The sequence below is a fragment of the Pseudomonas sp. FG98 genome (assembly GCF_057808595.1).
The window spans coordinates 69,055-85,318 of record NZ_JBMDIJ010000013.1 but is presented as its reverse complement, the minus strand read 5'-3'; the positions used below and the strand labels follow the sequence as shown (position 1 = coordinate 85,318).

Sequence of the window (16,264 nt, the reverse complement as noted above, 5' to 3'; positions counted from 1 at the left end):
ACGTGAAGCCGATAATTGTCCTACTTCGCAGGTTCCAGAACAACCACCGCTCGCGATCATCAGCAGCGTGCCATCAGGAAACGCCGGAGGATGCCGTGGGAGTAGTGACTGGCGACATCGCGCAGGAAACGCGGGAAATCGACATGGGCGCTGTCGTCGGCAGCGTCGGAAATGGTGCGCATCACGGCGAAGGGCACGCCGTACTCGTGGCATACCTGTGCCAGCGCGGCACCTTCCATTTCCACCGCGAGCGCCTGCGGCAGTCTGTCGCGCAGGCGGGTTACCTCGTCGGCGCTGGAGACGAAGCGGTCGCCGCTGGCGATCTGGCCGACGTGGACGCGCGGTGTGGTCAGGTGCAGTTCATCGCGCAGGCCGGCGCTGACCTGGCCGGGCATCTCCTCGGCGAGCCAGTCGCGGGCGGCTTGTGCCAGTGAATCGCGCAGGACCGACTCGGCATCGAACAGGCCGCGCCCGAGCAACGGCACCTCGAAACGCGGGAAGAGCGGGCTGGCGTCCATGTCGTGCTGGATCAGCGAGTCGGCAACGACCACGTCACCGACCGAAATGCCCCGGGCAAGACCGCCGGCAACCCCGGTGAAGACCACTTCCTTGACCCCGAACCGATGAATCAGCGCCGCAGTGGTGGCTGCTGCCGCCACCTTGCCGATACGGGCGAGGACGACGACGCAATCCTGGCCATGCAGCCTGCCCACGTGATAGTCGCGCATCCCGATGTGCTCGACCTGGGCCCCGGGAGCCATTTCGGCCAGCAGATCGGCGATTTCTTCGTGGAGTGCGGCGACTATGCCTAGGGTCATGGTGCGGGCCTCGATAGCGTCGGGAGCGATGGGGCGCGCATTCTAACCCGGCAAACGGGCCACTACGACCAAGCGCCATCGAACCCTTGCCGAGTATGGTTGTCTTGGCCTTGTACGCCTTGAAATATGCCTTGAGATATGGGTATCCAACACCTTCATCGCGGGTGGGTTTGCCATGACGCTTGTGTCATGATGGCCCGACCGCAGGTCAGTCGCTCAAAATCCTCATCATGAATAGATCTTCCGCGTTGCTGCTCGCCCTTGCCCTGCTCCAGGGCTGCCAGTCCCTGCCGGGTACCGGGGAGTCCTCGTCGCCTGCCAGCGAGCAGGCCACCGCCCCCGTGGCGAAGACCGAGCCAACGGTCTATGGCTCGTTCAGCCAGGACACCCTCTATAGCCTGCTGGTCGCGGAGCTGGCCGGGCAGCGCAATCGCTTCGATATCGCCCTGGACAACTACGTGGCCCAGGCCGAGAAGACCCAGGACGCGGCGATTTCCGAACGCGCCTTCCGTATCGCCGAGTACCTGGGCGCCGATCAGTCGGCGCTGGACACCTCGCTGCTGTGGGCCAAAAACGACCCGGAAAACATCGACGCCCAGCGCGCAGCAGCCATCCAGCTGGCCCGCGCCGGACGCTATGACGACTCCATGGCCTATATGGAGAAAGTGCTCCAGGGCCAGGGCGATACCCATTTCGACTTCCTCGCCCTGTCTGCCGCGGAGACCGACCAGGACACCCGCGACGGCCTGCTGAAGAGCTTCGATCGCCTGCTGCAAAAGTACCCGGACAACAGCCAGCTGGTATTCGGCAAGGCCCTGCTCCTGCAACAGGACGGCAAGTCCGAGGAGGCCCTGGCCCTGCTCGAAGCCCATCCACCACAGCAGGACAGCGAAATCGCCCCGATCCTGCTCCGCGCGCGCCTGCTGCAAAGCCTCGACCGCGGCGGCGAAGCCCTGCCGCTGCTGCGCAAGAGCATCGCCCGCAACCCGGACGACAAGCGCCTGCGCCTGACCTACGCGCGCATGCTGGTCGAACAGGACCGCATCGACGATGCCAAGAACGAGTTCGCCAGCCTGCTCCAGCAATACCCGGACGATGACGAACTGCGCTATTCCCTGGCCCTGGTCAGCCTCGAAGCCAAGGCCTATGACGAGGCCACCGGCTACCTGCAGGACCTGATCGACCGCGACAGCCATGTCGACGCCGCGCACCTCAACCTCGGCCGCATCCACGAAGAGCGCAACGATCCAGAGGGTGCCCTTGCCGAGTACGCCCAGGTCGGCGCCGGCAACGACTACCTGCCGGCCCAGTTGCGCCAGGCCGATATCCTCATCGCCAACGGCCGCACCGACGAAGCCATCCGCCGCCTTGACCAGGCCCGGGAAAGCCAGCCCGACTATGCGATCCAGCTGTACCTGATCGAAGCCGAGACCCTTGGCAACAACGCCAAGGAAGAGCAGGCAGTACGCGTGCTGGACAAGGCCATCAAGCAATACCCGGATGACCTCAACCTGCTCTACACCCGGGCCATGCTCGCCGAAAAGCGCGACGACCTGGGACAGATGGAAAAGGACCTGCGCGCCATCATCAGCCGCGAGCCGGAAAACGCCATGGCCCTCAACGCCCTCGGCTATACCCTCGCCGACCGCACCACGCGCTACGCCGAAGCCAAGCAGTTGATCGAAAAAGCCCACCAGCTGACCCCGGAAGATCCCGCCGTGCTCGACAGCCTCGGCTGGGTCAACTACCGCCTGGGCAACCTGGAAGAGGCCGAACGCCTGCTGCGTCGCGCCCTGGAGCGCTTCCCCGATCACGAAGTCGCGGCCCACCTGGGCGAAGTGCTCTGGGCCAACGGCAAGAAGCGCGAGGCCCGCCAGGTCTGGGCCAAAGCCTTCGAAGCCCAGCCCGACAGCCCTATCCTGCGCAAGACCGTCCTGCGCCTGACCGGATCCGAGACCCTTTAAGCCTATGTTCTTGCGCCACGTCATTACCTTCAGCCTGATCGCCCTGCTCGCCGGCTGCGCCGGTTTCGGTTCGAAAGAAGCCGTTCAGGGCCAGGGCAGCCCGCAACTGTGGAAGGAACATAAACAGCAGTTGAGCACCCTCGACGGCTGGCAGATCAACGGCAAGGTCGGCATCCGCGCGCCGAAGGACTCCGGCAGCGGCACCCTGTTCTGGCTGCAACGCCAGGATTACTACGACATTCGCCTGTCCGGCCCCCTGGGGCGCGGCGCGGCACGGCTGACCGGACGTCCCGGCCAGGTGGTGCTGGAGGTCGCCAACCAGGGCCGCTTCGAAGCACCGACCCCGGAAACCCTGCTGGCCGAGCAACTGGGCTGGGAGCTGCCGGTCTCGCACCTGGTCTGGTGGGTCCGTGGCCTGCCCGCACCGGACAGCAAGAGCCGCCTGACCCTCGACGGCGACAGCCGCCTGGCCAGCCTGGAGCAGGATGGCTGGCAGGTGGAGTACACCAGCTACACCGAGCAGAACGGCTACTGGCTGCCGGAACGGATCAAGATGCACGGCCAGAACCTGGACGTGACCGTGGTCCTCAAGGAATGGCAGCCACGCCAGCTGGGCCACTGAGATGAGCGAGAAACTGACCCTGCCGGCCCCGGCCAAGCTGAACCTGATGCTGCATATCCTCGGCCGTCGTGCCGACGGCTATCACGAGCTGCAGACTCTGTTCCAGTTCCTCGACCATGGCGATGAACTGACCTTCGCCGTGCGCGAGGATGGCCAGATCCGCCTGAACACCGAGATCGCCGACGTTCCCCACGACAGCAACCTGATCGTCCGCGCCGCGCGCAAACTGCAACAGCTGACCGGCACATCGCTGGGCGCCGATATCTGGCTGGACAAGGTGCTGCCCATGGGCGGCGGCATCGGCGGTGGCAGCTCGGACGCGGCGACCACCCTGCTCGCCCTCGATCACCTGTGGAACACCCGCTGCAGCGAAGACCAGCTCGCCGAACTGGGTCTGGGCCTGGGCGCCGACGTTCCGGTGTTCGTCCGCGGCCATGCCGCCTTCGCCGAGGGCGTGGGCGAGAAGCTCGTGCCGGTCGACCCGCACGAGCCCTGGTACGTCGTGCTGGTTCCGCAAGTGTCTGTAAGTACGGCGGAAATTTTTTCGCATCCTTTGTTGACACGTAATTCAAAGCCCATTAAAGTGCGCCCCGTTCCCGAGGGAAACAGTCGAAATGACTGTCAAGCGGTAGTTGAGCAGAGTTACCCAGAAGTACGTAACTCCTTGAATTTGCTAAGCAAGTTCACTGATGCAAGACTCACCGGCACTGGAAGTTGTGTGTTTGGGGCCTTCCCAGACAAAGCTGAAGCTGATAGAGTTTTGGCCCTTCTTGCAGAGTCCCAAACAGGGTTCGTGGCAAAGGGAAGCAACGTTTCGATGTTGCATCGCAAGTTACGAAGTCTGCGCTAGGAATCGAGTACCAGGTACTCGCAGCAACAGATACAGGGGCGTCGCCAAGCGGTAAGGCAGCAGGTTTTGATCCTGCCATGCGTTGGTTCGAATCCAGCCGCCCCTGCCATTTTCCTTATACTCATCCAGGTATACCCTCAGCCTTCAGGTACTGCGCGTGTCCAAGATGATGGTCTTTACGGGGAACGCCAACCCCGATCTGGCTCGGCGTGTCGTACGTCAGCTGCATATCCCACTGGGTGATGTTTCTGTCGGCAAGTTCTCCGACGGCGAAATCAGCACTGAGATTAATGAAAACGTCCGCGGTAAGGACGTCTTTATCATTCAGCCGACTTGCGCGCCAACCAACGATAATCTGATGGAACTGGTAGTGATGGCCGACGCCTTCCGCCGCTCCTCAGCGTCCCGAATCACCGCCGTGATTCCTTACTTCGGATATGCCCGCCAGGACCGCCGTCCGCGTTCGGCGCGTGTAGCTATCAGCGCCAAAGTCGTCGCTGACATGCTCACCGTCGTAGGTATCGACCGTGTTCTCACCGTCGACCTGCACGCTGACCAGATCCAGGGTTTCTTCGATATTCCGGTAGATAACATCTACGGCTCCCCCGTTCTGGTGGATGACATCGAAGACCAGCGTTTCGAAAACCTGATGATCGTCTCCCCGGACATCGGTGGTGTCGTGCGTGCACGTGCCGTCGCCAAGTCCCTGGGTGTCGACCTGGGTATCATCGACAAACGCCGCGAGAAGGCCAATCACTCCGAAGTGATGCACATCATCGGTGATGTCGAAGGTCGCACCTGCATTCTCGTCGACGACATGGTCGATACCGCCGGCACCCTGTGCCACGCGGCCAAGGCCCTGAAAGAACATGGCGCTGCCAAGGTTTACGCCTACTGCACGCACCCTGTACTCTCCGGTCGCGCGATCGAGAACATCGAGAATTCCGTGCTCGACGAGCTGGTGGTGACCAACACCATCCCGCTGTCCGCCGCAGCACAAGCCTGTGACCGTATCCGTCAACTGGATATCGCACCGGTCGTCGCCGAAGCGGTCCGCCGCATCAGCAACGAAGAATCGATCAGCGCGATGTTCCGCTAAGGCATCTGCCTCGCGAACATCCGTTGACGTAAAGCGCCCCGCCCCAACACCTGTTGTTGGGGCGGGGCTTTTTTGCCCTTTCCGCTTTGGCGTTGGTCGCAAACGCCATTCGGATCCGGCTAATTTTGGAGATTCAAAATGACTGATTTCATCCTGAACGCCCAAGCGCGTACTGACCTGGGGAAAGGTGCGAGCCGCCGCCTGCGTCACGCTCTCAGCATCCCTGCCGTTGTTTACGGTGGCGACAAAGCCGCTGAATCCGTAACCATCCTGGCCAAGGAAATCGCCAAGCTGTTCGAAAACGAAGCTGCCTTCAGCCACGTTATCGAACTGAACGTCGACGGCGCCAAGCAGAACGTCGTTGTCAAAGCGATGCAGCGTCACCCATCGAAAGGCATCATCCTGCACGCTGACTTCGTTCGCGTCGTAGCTGGCCAGAAACTGACCGCCAAGGTTCCGGTTCACTTCGTCAACGAAGAAGCTCCGGTCAAGAAAGGTGGCGAGATTTCGCACGTAGAAAACGAAATCGAAGTTTCCTGCGAAGCCAAGGACCTGCCTGAGTTCATCGAAGTCGACCTGGCCAACGCCGAAATCGGCACCATCATCCACCTGTCGGACCTGAAAGCTCCGAAAGGCGTAGAGTTCGTCGCTCTGGCCCACGGTGATGACAAGGCTGTTGCCAACGTCCACGCTCCGCGCGTTGCTCCAGAAGCAGAAGGCGCTGCCGAGTAATCCACTCGGTTCGCCGGTGTTGCCCGGGTTGCGGCGCTGACGCCGCAACCCCCAACTCCAAGGAAGAGCCCCTGACGTGACCGCCATCCAGTTGATCGTCGGCCTGGGAAACCCGGGCCCCGAATACGAACAGACCCGGCATAACGCAGGGGCTCTTTTCGTTGAACGCATCGCCAGCGCCCAGCGCGTCTCCCTGACCGCTGACCGCAAGTATTTCGGCCTGACGGCAAAATTCAGCCATCAGGGCAAAGACGTTCGTCTGTTGATCCCCACCACCTACATGAACCGCAGCGGCCAGGCCGTTGCTGCACTGGCCAATTTCTTCCGCATCGAGCCAGATGCCATCCTGGTGGCCCACGACGAACTCGACCTGCCTCCCGGCGTCGCCAAGCTCAAGAAGGGCGGCGGCCATGGCGGGCACAACGGCCTGCGCGACATCATCGCGCAGCTCGGCAACAAGAACGACTTTCACCGTCTGCGGCTTGGCATCGGCCACCCGGGTGATGCCAAGCTGGTGTCCAACTTCGTCCTGGGCAAGGCGCCGCGCGCCGAGCAGGACAAGCTCGACGCCAGTATCGATTTTGCCCTCGGCGTGCTGCCGGACATCCTCGCCGGCGACTGGACGCGTGCGATGAGAGAGCTGCACAGCCAGAAGGCCTGACTTCACGAAGAGGGATTCACCATGGGATTCAATTGCGGCATCGTCGGCCTGCCCAACGTCGGCAAGTCCACCCTGTTCAACGCCTTGACCAAATCCGGTATCGCGGCGGAGAACTTCCCCTTCTGCACCATCGAGCCGAACAGCGGCATCGTGCCGATGCCGGACGCCCGCCTGGACGCCCTGGCGGCCATCGTCAAGCCGCAGCGCATCCTGCCGACCACCATGGAATTCGTCGACATCGCCGGCCTGGTAGCCGGTGCTTCCAAGGGTGAAGGCCTGGGCAACAAGTTCCTCGCCAACATCCGCGAGACCGACGCCATCGCCCACGTGGTGCGCTGCTTCGAAGACGAGAACGTGATCCACGTCTCCAACAGCGTCGACCCCAAGCGCGACATCGAGATCATCGACCTGGAACTGATCTTCGCCGACCTCGACAGCTGCGAGAAGCAACTGCAGAAGGTCGCGCGCAACGCCAAGGGCGGCGACAAGGATGCCCTGGCGCAGAAAGCCATCCTGGAAAAACTCATCCCCCACTTCACCGAAGGCAAGCCGGCGCGCAGCCTGATGAAGAACATGGGTGACGACGAGAAGGCGGTGATCCGCGGCTTCCACCTGCTGACCAGCAAGCCGGTGATGTACATCGCCAACGTTGCCGAAGACGGCTTCGACAACAATCCGCACCTGGACGTGGTCCGTGCCATCGCCGAAGAAGAAGGCGCGGTGGTGGTGCCGGTGTGCAACAAGATCGAAGCGGAAATCGCCGAGCTCGACGAAGGCGAAGAGAAGGACATGTTCCTCGAAGCCCTGGGCCTCGAAGAGCCGGGCCTGAACCGCGTGATCCGCGCCGGCTACGCCCTGCTCAACCTGCAGACCTACTTCACTGCCGGCGTGCAGGAAGTCCGCGCCTGGACCGTCCGCGTCGGCGCCACCGCGCCACAGGCCGCTGGCGTGATCCACACCGACTTCGAAAAAGGCTTCATCCGCGCCGAAGTGGTCGCCTACGACGACTTCATCCAGTACAAGGGCGAAGGCGGAGCCAAGGAAGCCGGTAAATGGCGCCTGGAAGGCAAGGACTACATCGTCAAGGACGGTGATGTGATGCACTTCCGCTTCAACGTCTGAGCCCATCGCTCAAGAAAATGCCCCCTCGAGGTGAACGCCTCAAGGGGGCATTTTTATTCCCGTGATTCAGTAAGCGTCTGGAATTTCCGGAGTCGATACCCTCTATCGAGCAATCAGACGCCTGTCATCTCCCCCGCATTTTTTGCCAGTCGCACCTGCTGAAATTTCGCCACCCTCTTTCAGAATCATCTGATTTATCCGGGTACTGCTACCCCCTGAGAATCGCTCCCCTAGGCTCACAAGGGAGAGCGGTATGGCCTCACTCAAGGAAAAATTCGTCGAGGAACTGGATTATCTGCGTCGGCTGGGGCGGGTCTTTTCCCGCAGGAATCCCGCCCTGGAGCCGTTCCTCGGCACCTCGGCAAAGGATGCCGATGTCGAGCGCCTGCTGGAGGGTTGTGCGTTTCTCACTGCCAAACTGCGACTGAAGATCGAGGATGACCTGCCGGAGATCACCCAGCCGCTGCTGATGGCCCGGGACCCGGCCTGCCTGCAACCTACCCCCAGCATGACCATCATGCGCTTCAGGCCCATGGACGGCGCCCTCACCACTGCCCAGCGCATACCTCGCGGCACACTGGTGCAATCGCGCCGGGTAAAGGGCGTGCGCTGCCAGTTTCGCACCTGCACCGAGGTGACGTTGCTGCCACTGGCGATCGAAGCCATCGACACCAGCCAAAGCAACGACTCCAGCACCCTGCGCATCACCCTGACGGCCTCCCCCGGTGCCTCCCTGCACAAACTGGGCTGCGACCATCTGGAGTTCCACCTCAGCGGCAGCGATGAAAACGCCCTGATGCTGTACGGCTGGCTGGGGCGTCAGCTGCGACAGATCCACCTGGAAAGCCAGGGTCGGCAGCGCATCCTGCCCCCCGACAGCCTGCGCTTCTCCGGCTTCAGCCCCGATGAAGCGCTGTTGCCGCAGGCAGCGGGCAAGCTCGATGGCTATCGCATCCTCCAGGAATACTTCTGCTACCCGACCCGCTTCCACTTCTTCCGTGTGACCGGCCTGCGCCATCTGTGGCCATCCGAACCTTGCCAGCAAGCGGTCCTCGAGTTCCGCTTCAATGCGCCCATGCCCCGGGACCATTTGGTGAAAACGGGCGATCTGTCCCTGTTCTGCACACCGGCCATCAACCTCTTCCCCTGCCTCAGCCCACCCATCAGCCTGGACGAACCAAAGGTCGACGTCCCGCTGCAACCCGCCGGGCAAAACGGCGCCGAGCCCTGGGATATCTTCAGCGTCGATGGCGTGTCCTGCATCCGCCGGGCAACCAGTGGCGCGAGCCTGTCACCCGAGCAACGCCTGCGCCCGATCTCGGCAGCGGGCTTTCGGCTTCTCGAACGCGAGGAAGCGTTCTATCACTACGACGTCAGCAGTCGCCTGGTGCCTGACGGCCTGGATCACCGCATAGCGTTTCTCCACGGTGATGGCAGCGCCTATGTCGCCAGCGACGAAATCGCTCGGGTGAACCTGACCTGCAGCAATGGTCAACTGCCCTCCTCGCTGCAGCCCGGCGACATCAGCCATCAGGTCGATACCACGACCAACCTGGCGGAGTTCACCAACCTCACGACGCCCACGCAGTCCTACCTGCCCGAACTGGGCGGCGACCGCCAGTGGGGCTGGATTTCCAACCTTTCGCCCCATCAGCTGACCCTCGCCAGTGTGCCGGCGCTGATCGCCTTCCTGCGTGTCTACGACCTGCCCGGCCTCAGCAACATCCAGTTGGCCCGGGCGACACAGCGCAAGCTGGGGGCCATCCGCTCGATCAGCACCACTCCCGTGGAGCGCATGTTCAGGGAACTGCCGGTACGCGGTAGCAGCACCCATCTGCAACTGGATCCGGACGCCTACCTGAGCGAAGGCGAGATGCACCTGCTGTTCAGCGTGCTCAGCCATGCGCTGTCGGTGTTCTGCACGACCCAGTCGTTTCACGTCCTCTCCATCGCCACGGCTCCAGGCCAGACGCCCTACCAATGGCCCCTTCGCCTGGGAACACAACCCTTGATGTGAGGCCGCCGCACCTTGCCCCCGAATACAACGCGACAGAGGACGTATCGATGAGTCATCAGGCCAACATGCGCTTCACCTTTTCAGTGAGCGAAGCAGAAGACTTCGAGGTGGTCGAATTCACCCTCGACGAAGCGCTGTCCGAAACGTTCCGCCTGGAGATCGAACTGGCCAGCCGCACCCCGGACATCGATTTCGCCCAGGTCGTCGACCAGGCCGCCCGCTTCATCATCTGGCAGGACGAACGGCCGGTGCGCTATCTCAGTGGCCGCGTCAGCTCGTTCTTCCAGGGCGAAACCGGCTTCAACCGGACCCGCTACCGGGCCGTGGTCGAACCGCTCCTGGCGCGCCTGGAACTGTCCTCGGACTGGCGCATCTTCCAGTTGCACAGCGCGCCGCAGATTCTCAGGATGCTGCTGTCCGAACACGGCATCGCCGCCGATGACCAGCTCCTCACCGAACCCCACCAACCCCGTGAATACTGCGTCCAGGCCGGCGAAACCAACCTGAGTTTCATCCTGCGCCTGGCTGCCGAGGAAGGCATCTTCCACCGTTTCGCCCATGACGCCGAAGGCAGCCGCCTGGTCCTTGGCGACTGCCTGTACATCCACGGCGCTATCGACGGCGGGCCGGTGCACTACCTGCCCAGGCCCGGCGGCGACCCGGCAGGGCCATGCCTGCGCCGCTTCACCTACGGCGAGCATGTGCGCACCGGTCAGCAGACCCAGCGTGACTACAGCTTCAAGCACCCGCGCTCGCAGCAGGAATACAGCGCCCTGGGCGACGACGGTGGCCACCAGGTGCCGCATTACGAGCGCTATGACTACCCCGGTCGCTACAAGCAGGAGAGCGCCGGCGTGCCCTTCACCCGCGACCGCCTGCGCGGCCTGCGTCGCGATGCGCAACTGGCCGTGGTCGAGGGCGACGACCCGCGGCTTGTGCCTGGCGTGGCCTTCGATCTAACCGGTCATCCGCGCCGACAGTGGAACCATGGCTGGCGCCCCGTGCACATCCAGCACAGCGGTCGCCAGTACACCAGCCTGGTGGAAGAAAGCGCCGACGCCCGACAGGGCACCCACTACAGCTACATCGCCGAGATCATTCCCGACCGCGTCGAATGGAGGCCGGCGCCGCGCCCGCGTCCGCTTGTTCCCGGGCCGCAGGTGGCCACGGTGGTCGGGCCGCCCGGCGAAGAAATCCACGTCGACGAACACGGCCGCGTACGCGTGCAGTTTCCCTGGGACCGCCAGGGCCGCAACGATAGCCACAGCTCCTGCTGGATTCGCCCGGCCCACGCCTGGGCCGGCACACGCTGGGGCCATGTCGCCCTGCCCCGGGTCGGCCAGGAGGTCATCGTCGACTTCCTCGACGGGGATTGCGACCAGCCCGTGATCACCAATCGCCTGTACCGGATCACCAACCCGACCCCGTACAAACTGCCCGACCACCAGAGCCTCTCCACGCTCAAGAGCAAGGAGCACAAGGGCAACCGCGCCAGCGAACTGCGCTTCGACGACACCCTGCAGCAAATCAGCGCGGCGTTGATGAACGACCACGGCGCCAGCCACCTGCACCTGGGCTACCTCACCCACCCGCGCCCGGACGGCGGCAAGCCACGCGGCGAAGGCTTCGAACTGCGCACCGACCTGCACGGCGCCTTGCGTGCCGCCCAGGGCCTGCTGTTGAGCACCGAGGCGCGCACCGGCGCCGAGGGTGGCCAGCTCGACCGTGAACAGATAGTCGCCACCCTGGAGGCGGCGCTGCACCTGGCCCGCAGCCTCGGCAACTATGCCGGCGAACATCACGGCATGGCCCACGACGAACAGCCACGCCAGCAACTCACCGACGCGGTGCGCGACCTCGGCCATGCTGCCAACGACCAGGCCAGGGGCACCGGCGCCGGGAGCGAACCGGTCATGGCCTTTTCCGCCCCGGCCGGTATCGCCGCCGGCACCCCCGCCTCCATCACCCTCGGCGCAGGCAAGCATCTGGACGGCGCCGCCCAGGGCAACGTGCAACTGACCGCAGGCGAACAGGTGGTGGTCAATGCCGGCAACGGCCTGGGCACCTTCGTCCGCCATGGCGACATGCGCCATATCACCCACACCGGCCAGTTGCTGTTGCAGGCCCAGCGCAACGACATCCGTGTCGAAGCCGACAGCAGCGTGGAGATCAGCGCCAACCGGCATCACATCAGCCTGTCCGCCGAGGAGCACCTCACCCTGATGTGCGGCGGCGCCTACATCCGCATGGCCGGCGGCAACATCGAGATCGGCATGCCCGGCACCTTCACCGTCAAGGCGACGGACCACAACATGCTCGGCCCCGCCACCATGGTCCCTACCCTCGGCCAGTTCCCCGGATTGCCGGGGGACTTCCAGGAGTACTTCGTCCTGCGCGATGCCGGCAGCCAGCAGCCACTGCCGGACCATGCCTACGAAATCGTCCGCGCCAGTGGCGACATCCTGCGCGGGCGCACCGACGAGCAGGGCCGTACCCAGACGGTCACCAGCGACCGCGAGGAGGCGCTGGAAGTCACGCCCATCACCGACCCGGACGACCTGCTGCAACTGAATGCCAGCTACTGGAACGGCGACGCCGACCATGCACTGGACTTCCTTCGCGACGCCACCCAGGAGAACAACTGAACCATGACTTCCAATGCCCCCAAGGTCGGAAACAAGAACCCCTCAGGCATCGCGCGCGGCAGCACCCGGACGGATGTTTCGGGCCAGGTACTGCCTGTGACCAATCCCCTGGACCTCTGGTACCTGTGCGAAAAGGCCCGCTACGCCAAGGCCAATCCGTACCGCCGCAGCGGCGACGAAGCGCCCATGTACCAGCGCACCGTCGCGCTGCTGGTACGGGCGGACAACGAGATGTTCGAGTACCGCTGGCCGTACTGCGCCGAAGTGGGCTACGACATGAGCCAGTCACCACCCGCGCCGATCATGAGCCGCAAGCATCCGCACCGGCCCAGTTCCTTTCCGCTGTCACAGTACAAGCGCATCAGCAGTGTTCACACGCCGGGGTACAGCAGTGTGGAGGTGGTGGATGAACTGCTGGGGTTGAAGGAGCTGGAGCGGATGATCGGGGTTCCGCTGCCTTCGAATACCGAAGGCGGGATTTGGCAGGATGTTCAGGGAGGGCAAAAGGGGCTTTTGCGGATTCCTGATGTGGTCAGGGTCATCGACCATACAAGTGGGGGTGAAGGCCAATACAGTCAGGCCAATCTGGCCAGTGTGATTGAGATGAAGTTTGGGAATGATTCTTTATCCAAGGACCAGAAGAAGGCTTACCAGCGAATAGCTGGCCACTCCGACAAGTTTCGACTACTCCACACGGATCGATGCGACAAGGCGGATAAACGTCAACGACGCAGGTGGATGACCGAGGCACAGAACGAACCGGTCTACAAACCCGTATCACAGGTCCTGTCACGCCCCCTGCGTGCTTCTGCCGATCCTCACGGCCTGATCGTAGGCCTGATCGATGCCGAGCACCTGGCCGCCCGGCGACACCTGGAGGTCCAGCTCCCACCGCCTGGCACCCCTACCATGAGCGCCCTGCCCGATATGCGGGAAGCCAATGCCCAGGCGGCACGATCACGCGCCCAGATGGAGCTGTTGCTGGCAGGCCCCTTCCTAGCTCTTGGCGCCGCTGCCTTATTGCCGGGCTCAAGCGCCGCAACAGGTACTGCAGCGGTCAAGGGGGCAGTTCTCACTGCTCGGGCAGGCCCGCAGTTAGTCCGTTACGCACGCCTTCTCGACTGGGCCCGGCTGGGTAGCGGCGCCAGCGCGGCGGGCGCCTCGCTGGCCTTCGCCAAATCCGAAGACGGAAGTTCCGCGCCTGTGCTTTCACCTGAGCAGCAACGCCAATGGCGAGCCTATCAGGAGTGGGAAGCCACTCAACTTCATCAACCTCGTACGGAACAACTTTATCTGTTCTGGCCAGATGCCCCGGAGGATATCCAGTGACCGACTTCTTTGCCGAGTTCGACGCCGAACGCTGGCACTTCACCTTCGTAGACGAAGCAGATCAAACCCTGCCAGTTCAACAAGTTGGAGTCGTGGCCATCTTTCATCTGATTGACGCCTATCTTCCTACGCGTCGAAAAGGTATTGCGGAAGCCTTCTCCTTGTATTACGAACTCTATGGCGACAAGCTCAAGGGAGGATATCGTGAGGATAAAGGCATGATCGTTCGTCCTTTTTCAAAAATGGGCTTCGACGATTATCAAGATTACATAATCAAAAGCAGCCCAATGAGTGTTGTCGAGTTCGACTGCATGTCTCGACTCAGCCTTCATCACCCCAGCGATTATTTATTTGGAGTATATTCCCCAGCTGGATGGTTTGAAAAAACCCATAAGACATTTACTACAGTACGAATTTACCTTCCTGTAGAAGAACTACAAGGAGAGGGGAAAGAGCGCTTTGAAAATCTACTCTTAAAATGCTGTTCTCTTCTTCGTCCTCTTCACGGCGCCGCAGGACTGGGAATACAGCAATGCCAAAACTGGGAAGATTACCAGACTCTTGAATATGAAACGGCTTGGTCCTACAGGGGCATCGACGTCTGTATTCCTACTGGAAATGAAGAGTGGCGGGAGGGTTACTCCAACCTGAACTGGTACACCTTCCTCGCCCACCACTGGATTGAATACCTAGGTTCTACCGAAGAATTGCAGGCCAAACTGGGTGACCCACGTATCGCAGTGCTCCCCTATGAGTGGGGCACTGCCATCCGGGCAGGCGACTGGCCTGCACTGGGCAAGGCGCAGGTGGATCCACAGCCGGAGCTGTACGTGAGGGTCAATGATGTCATCCGCAACCTGCGCGTGCAGGACATCGGCTCGCTGCACTATGGCTCGATCGCCGGGGAGGTCCGCTTCAACCCGCTCACAAGCAACCTCTGGCTTCGTCGTTTCGACACGCCCGAGCAAATCCGCGAAGTCATCGACGCCGACGGCAAGGTCAAGACCAGCAAACGTTACGTCAAGCGCGTCACCTCGGGCACACCCTGTCCATGGCCGGGTATCTGGATATGCGAAGAAGATCCGTCCCCAGGGCGACAGACTTTCCAACATAACGTGATCCTGCCGGAAGTTAACGGACAGCGGGTGACGTGGCACCAGGTCAAGTATTTTTGAATGAACCTGATCAAACGGCATGGAGCGACTTTATATACGCTGGCCGATACCTCGGAGCAGACCAATGACTGACTTCTTCACAGAGTTCGACGCCGAACGCTGGCACTTTACCTACGTTGATGAAAATGATCACGACCTCCCCGTGCAACAGGTCGGGATCGTCGCCATTTTCAGTTTGGTGGATGCCTATTTTCCTGCCCGACGGAAAGGTATCGCCGAGGCGTTCTCGCTATACAAGAGTTTGTATGGAGACAAGATCAAAGGCGGATATCGCGCAGACAAGGGAATGACAGTACGCCCCTTATCAAAAATGAGTTTCGATGATTATCAATATCACATAGCCAGTTCTGACCCTATGGATGTCATCGAGTTCAAGTGCATGTCCACACTCAGCCTTAAACATGCCAGCAACTATGGATTTTCAGTTTACTCCCCAGCAGGTTGGTACGAACAAGTACATAAAAGAGTCAGCACAGTCAAAATCTACTTGCCTGTTGATGAGCTTCGCGGTGAAGGAAAATCCAGATTCGAGTCCTTCCTACTGAAGTGCTGCACCTTGCTCCGTCCCTTCCATGGAGCAGCTGGGCTGGGCATACAGGACTGTCACGACTGGGAGAACTATCAGACCCATGGCCATGAGACAGTCTGGTCCTACAGAGGCATAGACCTATGCCCACCATCAGGAAACAAAAGATGGCGCGACGGTTACGTCAACCTCAACTGGTACACCTTCATCGCCCACCACTGGCTCGCCACCCTCGGCACTCCTGAAGAACTGCAAGCCAAACTCGACGACCCACGCATCGCCCTCCTCCCCTACGAATGGGGCACGGTCATCCGCGCCGGCGACTGGCCTGCCCTGGGCAAGGCCGGGACAGACCCGCGTCCCGAGCTCTACGTAAAGGTCAATGACGCCCTCCGCCCCCTGCGCGTGCAGGACATCGGTTCGCTGCACTACGGCACCTTCGAGGGCGAGGTCCAGCTCAACCGGGTGACCAGCAACCTCTGGCTACGCCGTTTCGACACACCGCAGGAAGTCCGCGCCTACATCGACACCTCCGCCGACCACCGCTACCTGCGCATGCCCTCAGGCCTGCCGTGCCCATGGCCGGGCCTGTGGATCTGCGAGCAACGACCCGACCAGGGACAACACAGCTTCCGGCACGCCGAACCTCTGCCGGAGGTGGATGGCCATGCCGTCACCTGGCGCCTGGTCGAGACCCACTGATA

13 protein-coding genes and 1 tRNA gene are annotated in these 16,264 nt (G+C 62.0%); 13 read left to right on the top strand and 1 reads right to left on the bottom strand.

Annotation, left to right across the window (positions count from 1 at the left end):
* Window positions 1-59: 59 nt before the first annotated feature.
* On the bottom strand, window positions 60-818 hold the full coding sequence (locus tag ACODSK_RS11685; protein WP_489016125.1) for a 5'-methylthioadenosine/adenosylhomocysteine nucleosidase: 759 nt from the start codon (window positions 816-818) through the stop codon (window positions 60-62).
* Between the two features lie 230 nt (window positions 819-1,048).
* Here ACODSK_RS11685 and ACODSK_RS11680 point away from each other — a divergent pair, with 230 nt between their 5' ends.
* The 13 genes from ACODSK_RS11680 (at window position 1,049) to ACODSK_RS11620 (ending at window position 16,262) form a co-directional block, all read left to right on the top strand.
* Window positions 1,049-2,782 (top strand): tetratricopeptide repeat protein, encoded by a 1,734-nt coding sequence (locus tag ACODSK_RS11680; protein WP_489016124.1) that lies wholly within the window; start codon window positions 1,049-1,051, stop codon window positions 2,780-2,782.
* Window positions 2,783-2,786: 4 nt separating this feature from the next.
* Window positions 2,787-3,404 (top strand): lipoprotein insertase outer membrane protein LolB, encoded by a 618-nt coding sequence (gene lolB, locus ACODSK_RS11675; protein WP_489016123.1) that lies wholly within the window; start codon window positions 2,787-2,789, stop codon window positions 3,402-3,404.
* A gap of 1 nt (window position 3,405) precedes the next feature.
* On the top strand, window positions 3,406-4,254 hold the full coding sequence (gene ispE, locus ACODSK_RS11670) for a 4-(cytidine 5'-diphospho)-2-C-methyl-D-erythritol kinase (protein ID WP_489016121.1): 849 nt from the start codon (window positions 3,406-3,408) through the stop codon (window positions 4,252-4,254).
* A 34-nt stretch (window positions 4,255-4,288) separates the two neighbouring features.
* A tRNA-Gln gene (locus ACODSK_RS11665) sits at window positions 4,289-4,363 on the top strand.
* Window positions 4,364-4,411: 48 nt separating this feature from the next.
* The gene (locus ACODSK_RS11660; protein WP_009405962.1) at window positions 4,412-5,353 is read left to right on the top strand and encodes a ribose-phosphate pyrophosphokinase; all 942 of its coding nucleotides are present in this window, start codon (window positions 4,412-4,414) and stop codon (window positions 5,351-5,353) included.
* A 138-nt stretch (window positions 5,354-5,491) separates the two neighbouring features.
* The gene (locus ACODSK_RS11655) at window positions 5,492-6,085 is read left to right on the top strand and encodes a 50S ribosomal protein L25/general stress protein Ctc (protein ID WP_489016119.1); all 594 of its coding nucleotides are present in this window, start codon (window positions 5,492-5,494) and stop codon (window positions 6,083-6,085) included.
* A 76-nt stretch (window positions 6,086-6,161) separates the two neighbouring features.
* Window positions 6,162-6,746: an aminoacyl-tRNA hydrolase gene (gene pth, locus ACODSK_RS11650; RefSeq protein WP_476745954.1), complete on the top strand. Its 585-nt coding sequence runs from the start codon at window positions 6,162-6,164 to the stop codon at window positions 6,744-6,746.
* A gap of 21 nt (window positions 6,747-6,767) precedes the next feature.
* Window positions 6,768-7,868 (top strand): redox-regulated ATPase YchF, encoded by a 1,101-nt coding sequence (ychF, locus tag ACODSK_RS11645; protein WP_476745953.1) that lies wholly within the window; start codon window positions 6,768-6,770, stop codon window positions 7,866-7,868.
* Between the two features lie 253 nt (window positions 7,869-8,121).
* Window positions 8,122-9,885: a type VI secretion system baseplate subunit TssF gene (tssF, locus tag ACODSK_RS11640; RefSeq protein ID WP_489016117.1), complete on the top strand. Its 1,764-nt coding sequence runs from the start codon at window positions 8,122-8,124 to the stop codon at window positions 9,883-9,885.
* 47 nt (window positions 9,886-9,932) lie between these two features.
* The gene (locus ACODSK_RS11635) at window positions 9,933-12,530 is read left to right on the top strand and encodes a type VI secretion system Vgr family protein (protein ID WP_489016116.1); all 2,598 of its coding nucleotides are present in this window, start codon (window positions 9,933-9,935) and stop codon (window positions 12,528-12,530) included.
* Between the two features lie 3 nt (window positions 12,531-12,533).
* Window positions 12,534-13,859 carry a VRR-NUC domain-containing protein gene (locus ACODSK_RS11630; RefSeq protein WP_489016115.1) on the top strand — a complete coding sequence of 442 codons (1,326 nt, stop codon included), beginning with the start codon at window positions 12,534-12,536 and terminating at the stop codon, window positions 13,857-13,859.
* On the top strand, window positions 13,856-15,034 hold the full coding sequence (locus ACODSK_RS11625) for a type VI immunity family protein (protein WP_489016114.1): 1,179 nt from the start codon (window positions 13,856-13,858) through the stop codon (window positions 15,032-15,034). The genes ACODSK_RS11630 and ACODSK_RS11625 overlap by 4 nt, the downstream gene beginning before the upstream one ends.
* Before the next feature lie 64 nt (window positions 15,035-15,098).
* Window positions 15,099-16,262, top strand: a complete 1,164-nt coding sequence (locus ACODSK_RS11620; protein WP_489016112.1) for a type VI immunity family protein — start codon at window positions 15,099-15,101, stop codon at window positions 16,260-16,262.
* Window positions 16,263-16,264: the final 2 nt, after the last annotated feature.

What these genes read in the sequence shown, in the direction of transcription:
- tssF (WP_489016117.1), top strand. Translation starts at nt 8,122, where the DNA reads ATGGCCTCACTCAAGGAAAAATTCGTCGAGGAACTGGATTATCTGCGT.
- ychF (WP_476745953.1), top strand. Translation starts at nt 6,768, where the DNA reads ATGGGATTCAATTGCGGCATCGTCGGCCTGCCCAACGTCGGCAAGTCC.
- lolB (WP_489016123.1), top strand. Translation starts at nt 2,787, where the DNA reads ATGTTCTTGCGCCACGTCATTACCTTCAGCCTGATCGCCCTGCTCGCC.
- ACODSK_RS11685 (WP_489016125.1), bottom strand. Translation starts at nt 818, where the DNA reads ATGACCCTAGGCATAGTCGCCGCACTCCACGAAGAAATCGCCGATCTG.
- ACODSK_RS11630 (WP_489016115.1), top strand. Translation starts at nt 12,534, where the DNA reads ATGACTTCCAATGCCCCCAAGGTCGGAAACAAGAACCCCTCAGGCATC.
- ACODSK_RS11635 (WP_489016116.1), top strand. Translation starts at nt 9,933, where the DNA reads ATGAGTCATCAGGCCAACATGCGCTTCACCTTTTCAGTGAGCGAAGCA.
- ispE (WP_489016121.1), top strand. Translation starts at nt 3,406, where the DNA reads ATGAGCGAGAAACTGACCCTGCCGGCCCCGGCCAAGCTGAACCTGATG.
- ACODSK_RS11655 (WP_489016119.1), top strand. Translation starts at nt 5,492, where the DNA reads ATGACTGATTTCATCCTGAACGCCCAAGCGCGTACTGACCTGGGGAAA.
- ACODSK_RS11680 (WP_489016124.1), top strand. Translation starts at nt 1,049, where the DNA reads ATGAATAGATCTTCCGCGTTGCTGCTCGCCCTTGCCCTGCTCCAGGGC.
- ACODSK_RS11620 (WP_489016112.1), top strand. Translation starts at nt 15,099, where the DNA reads ATGACTGACTTCTTCACAGAGTTCGACGCCGAACGCTGGCACTTTACC.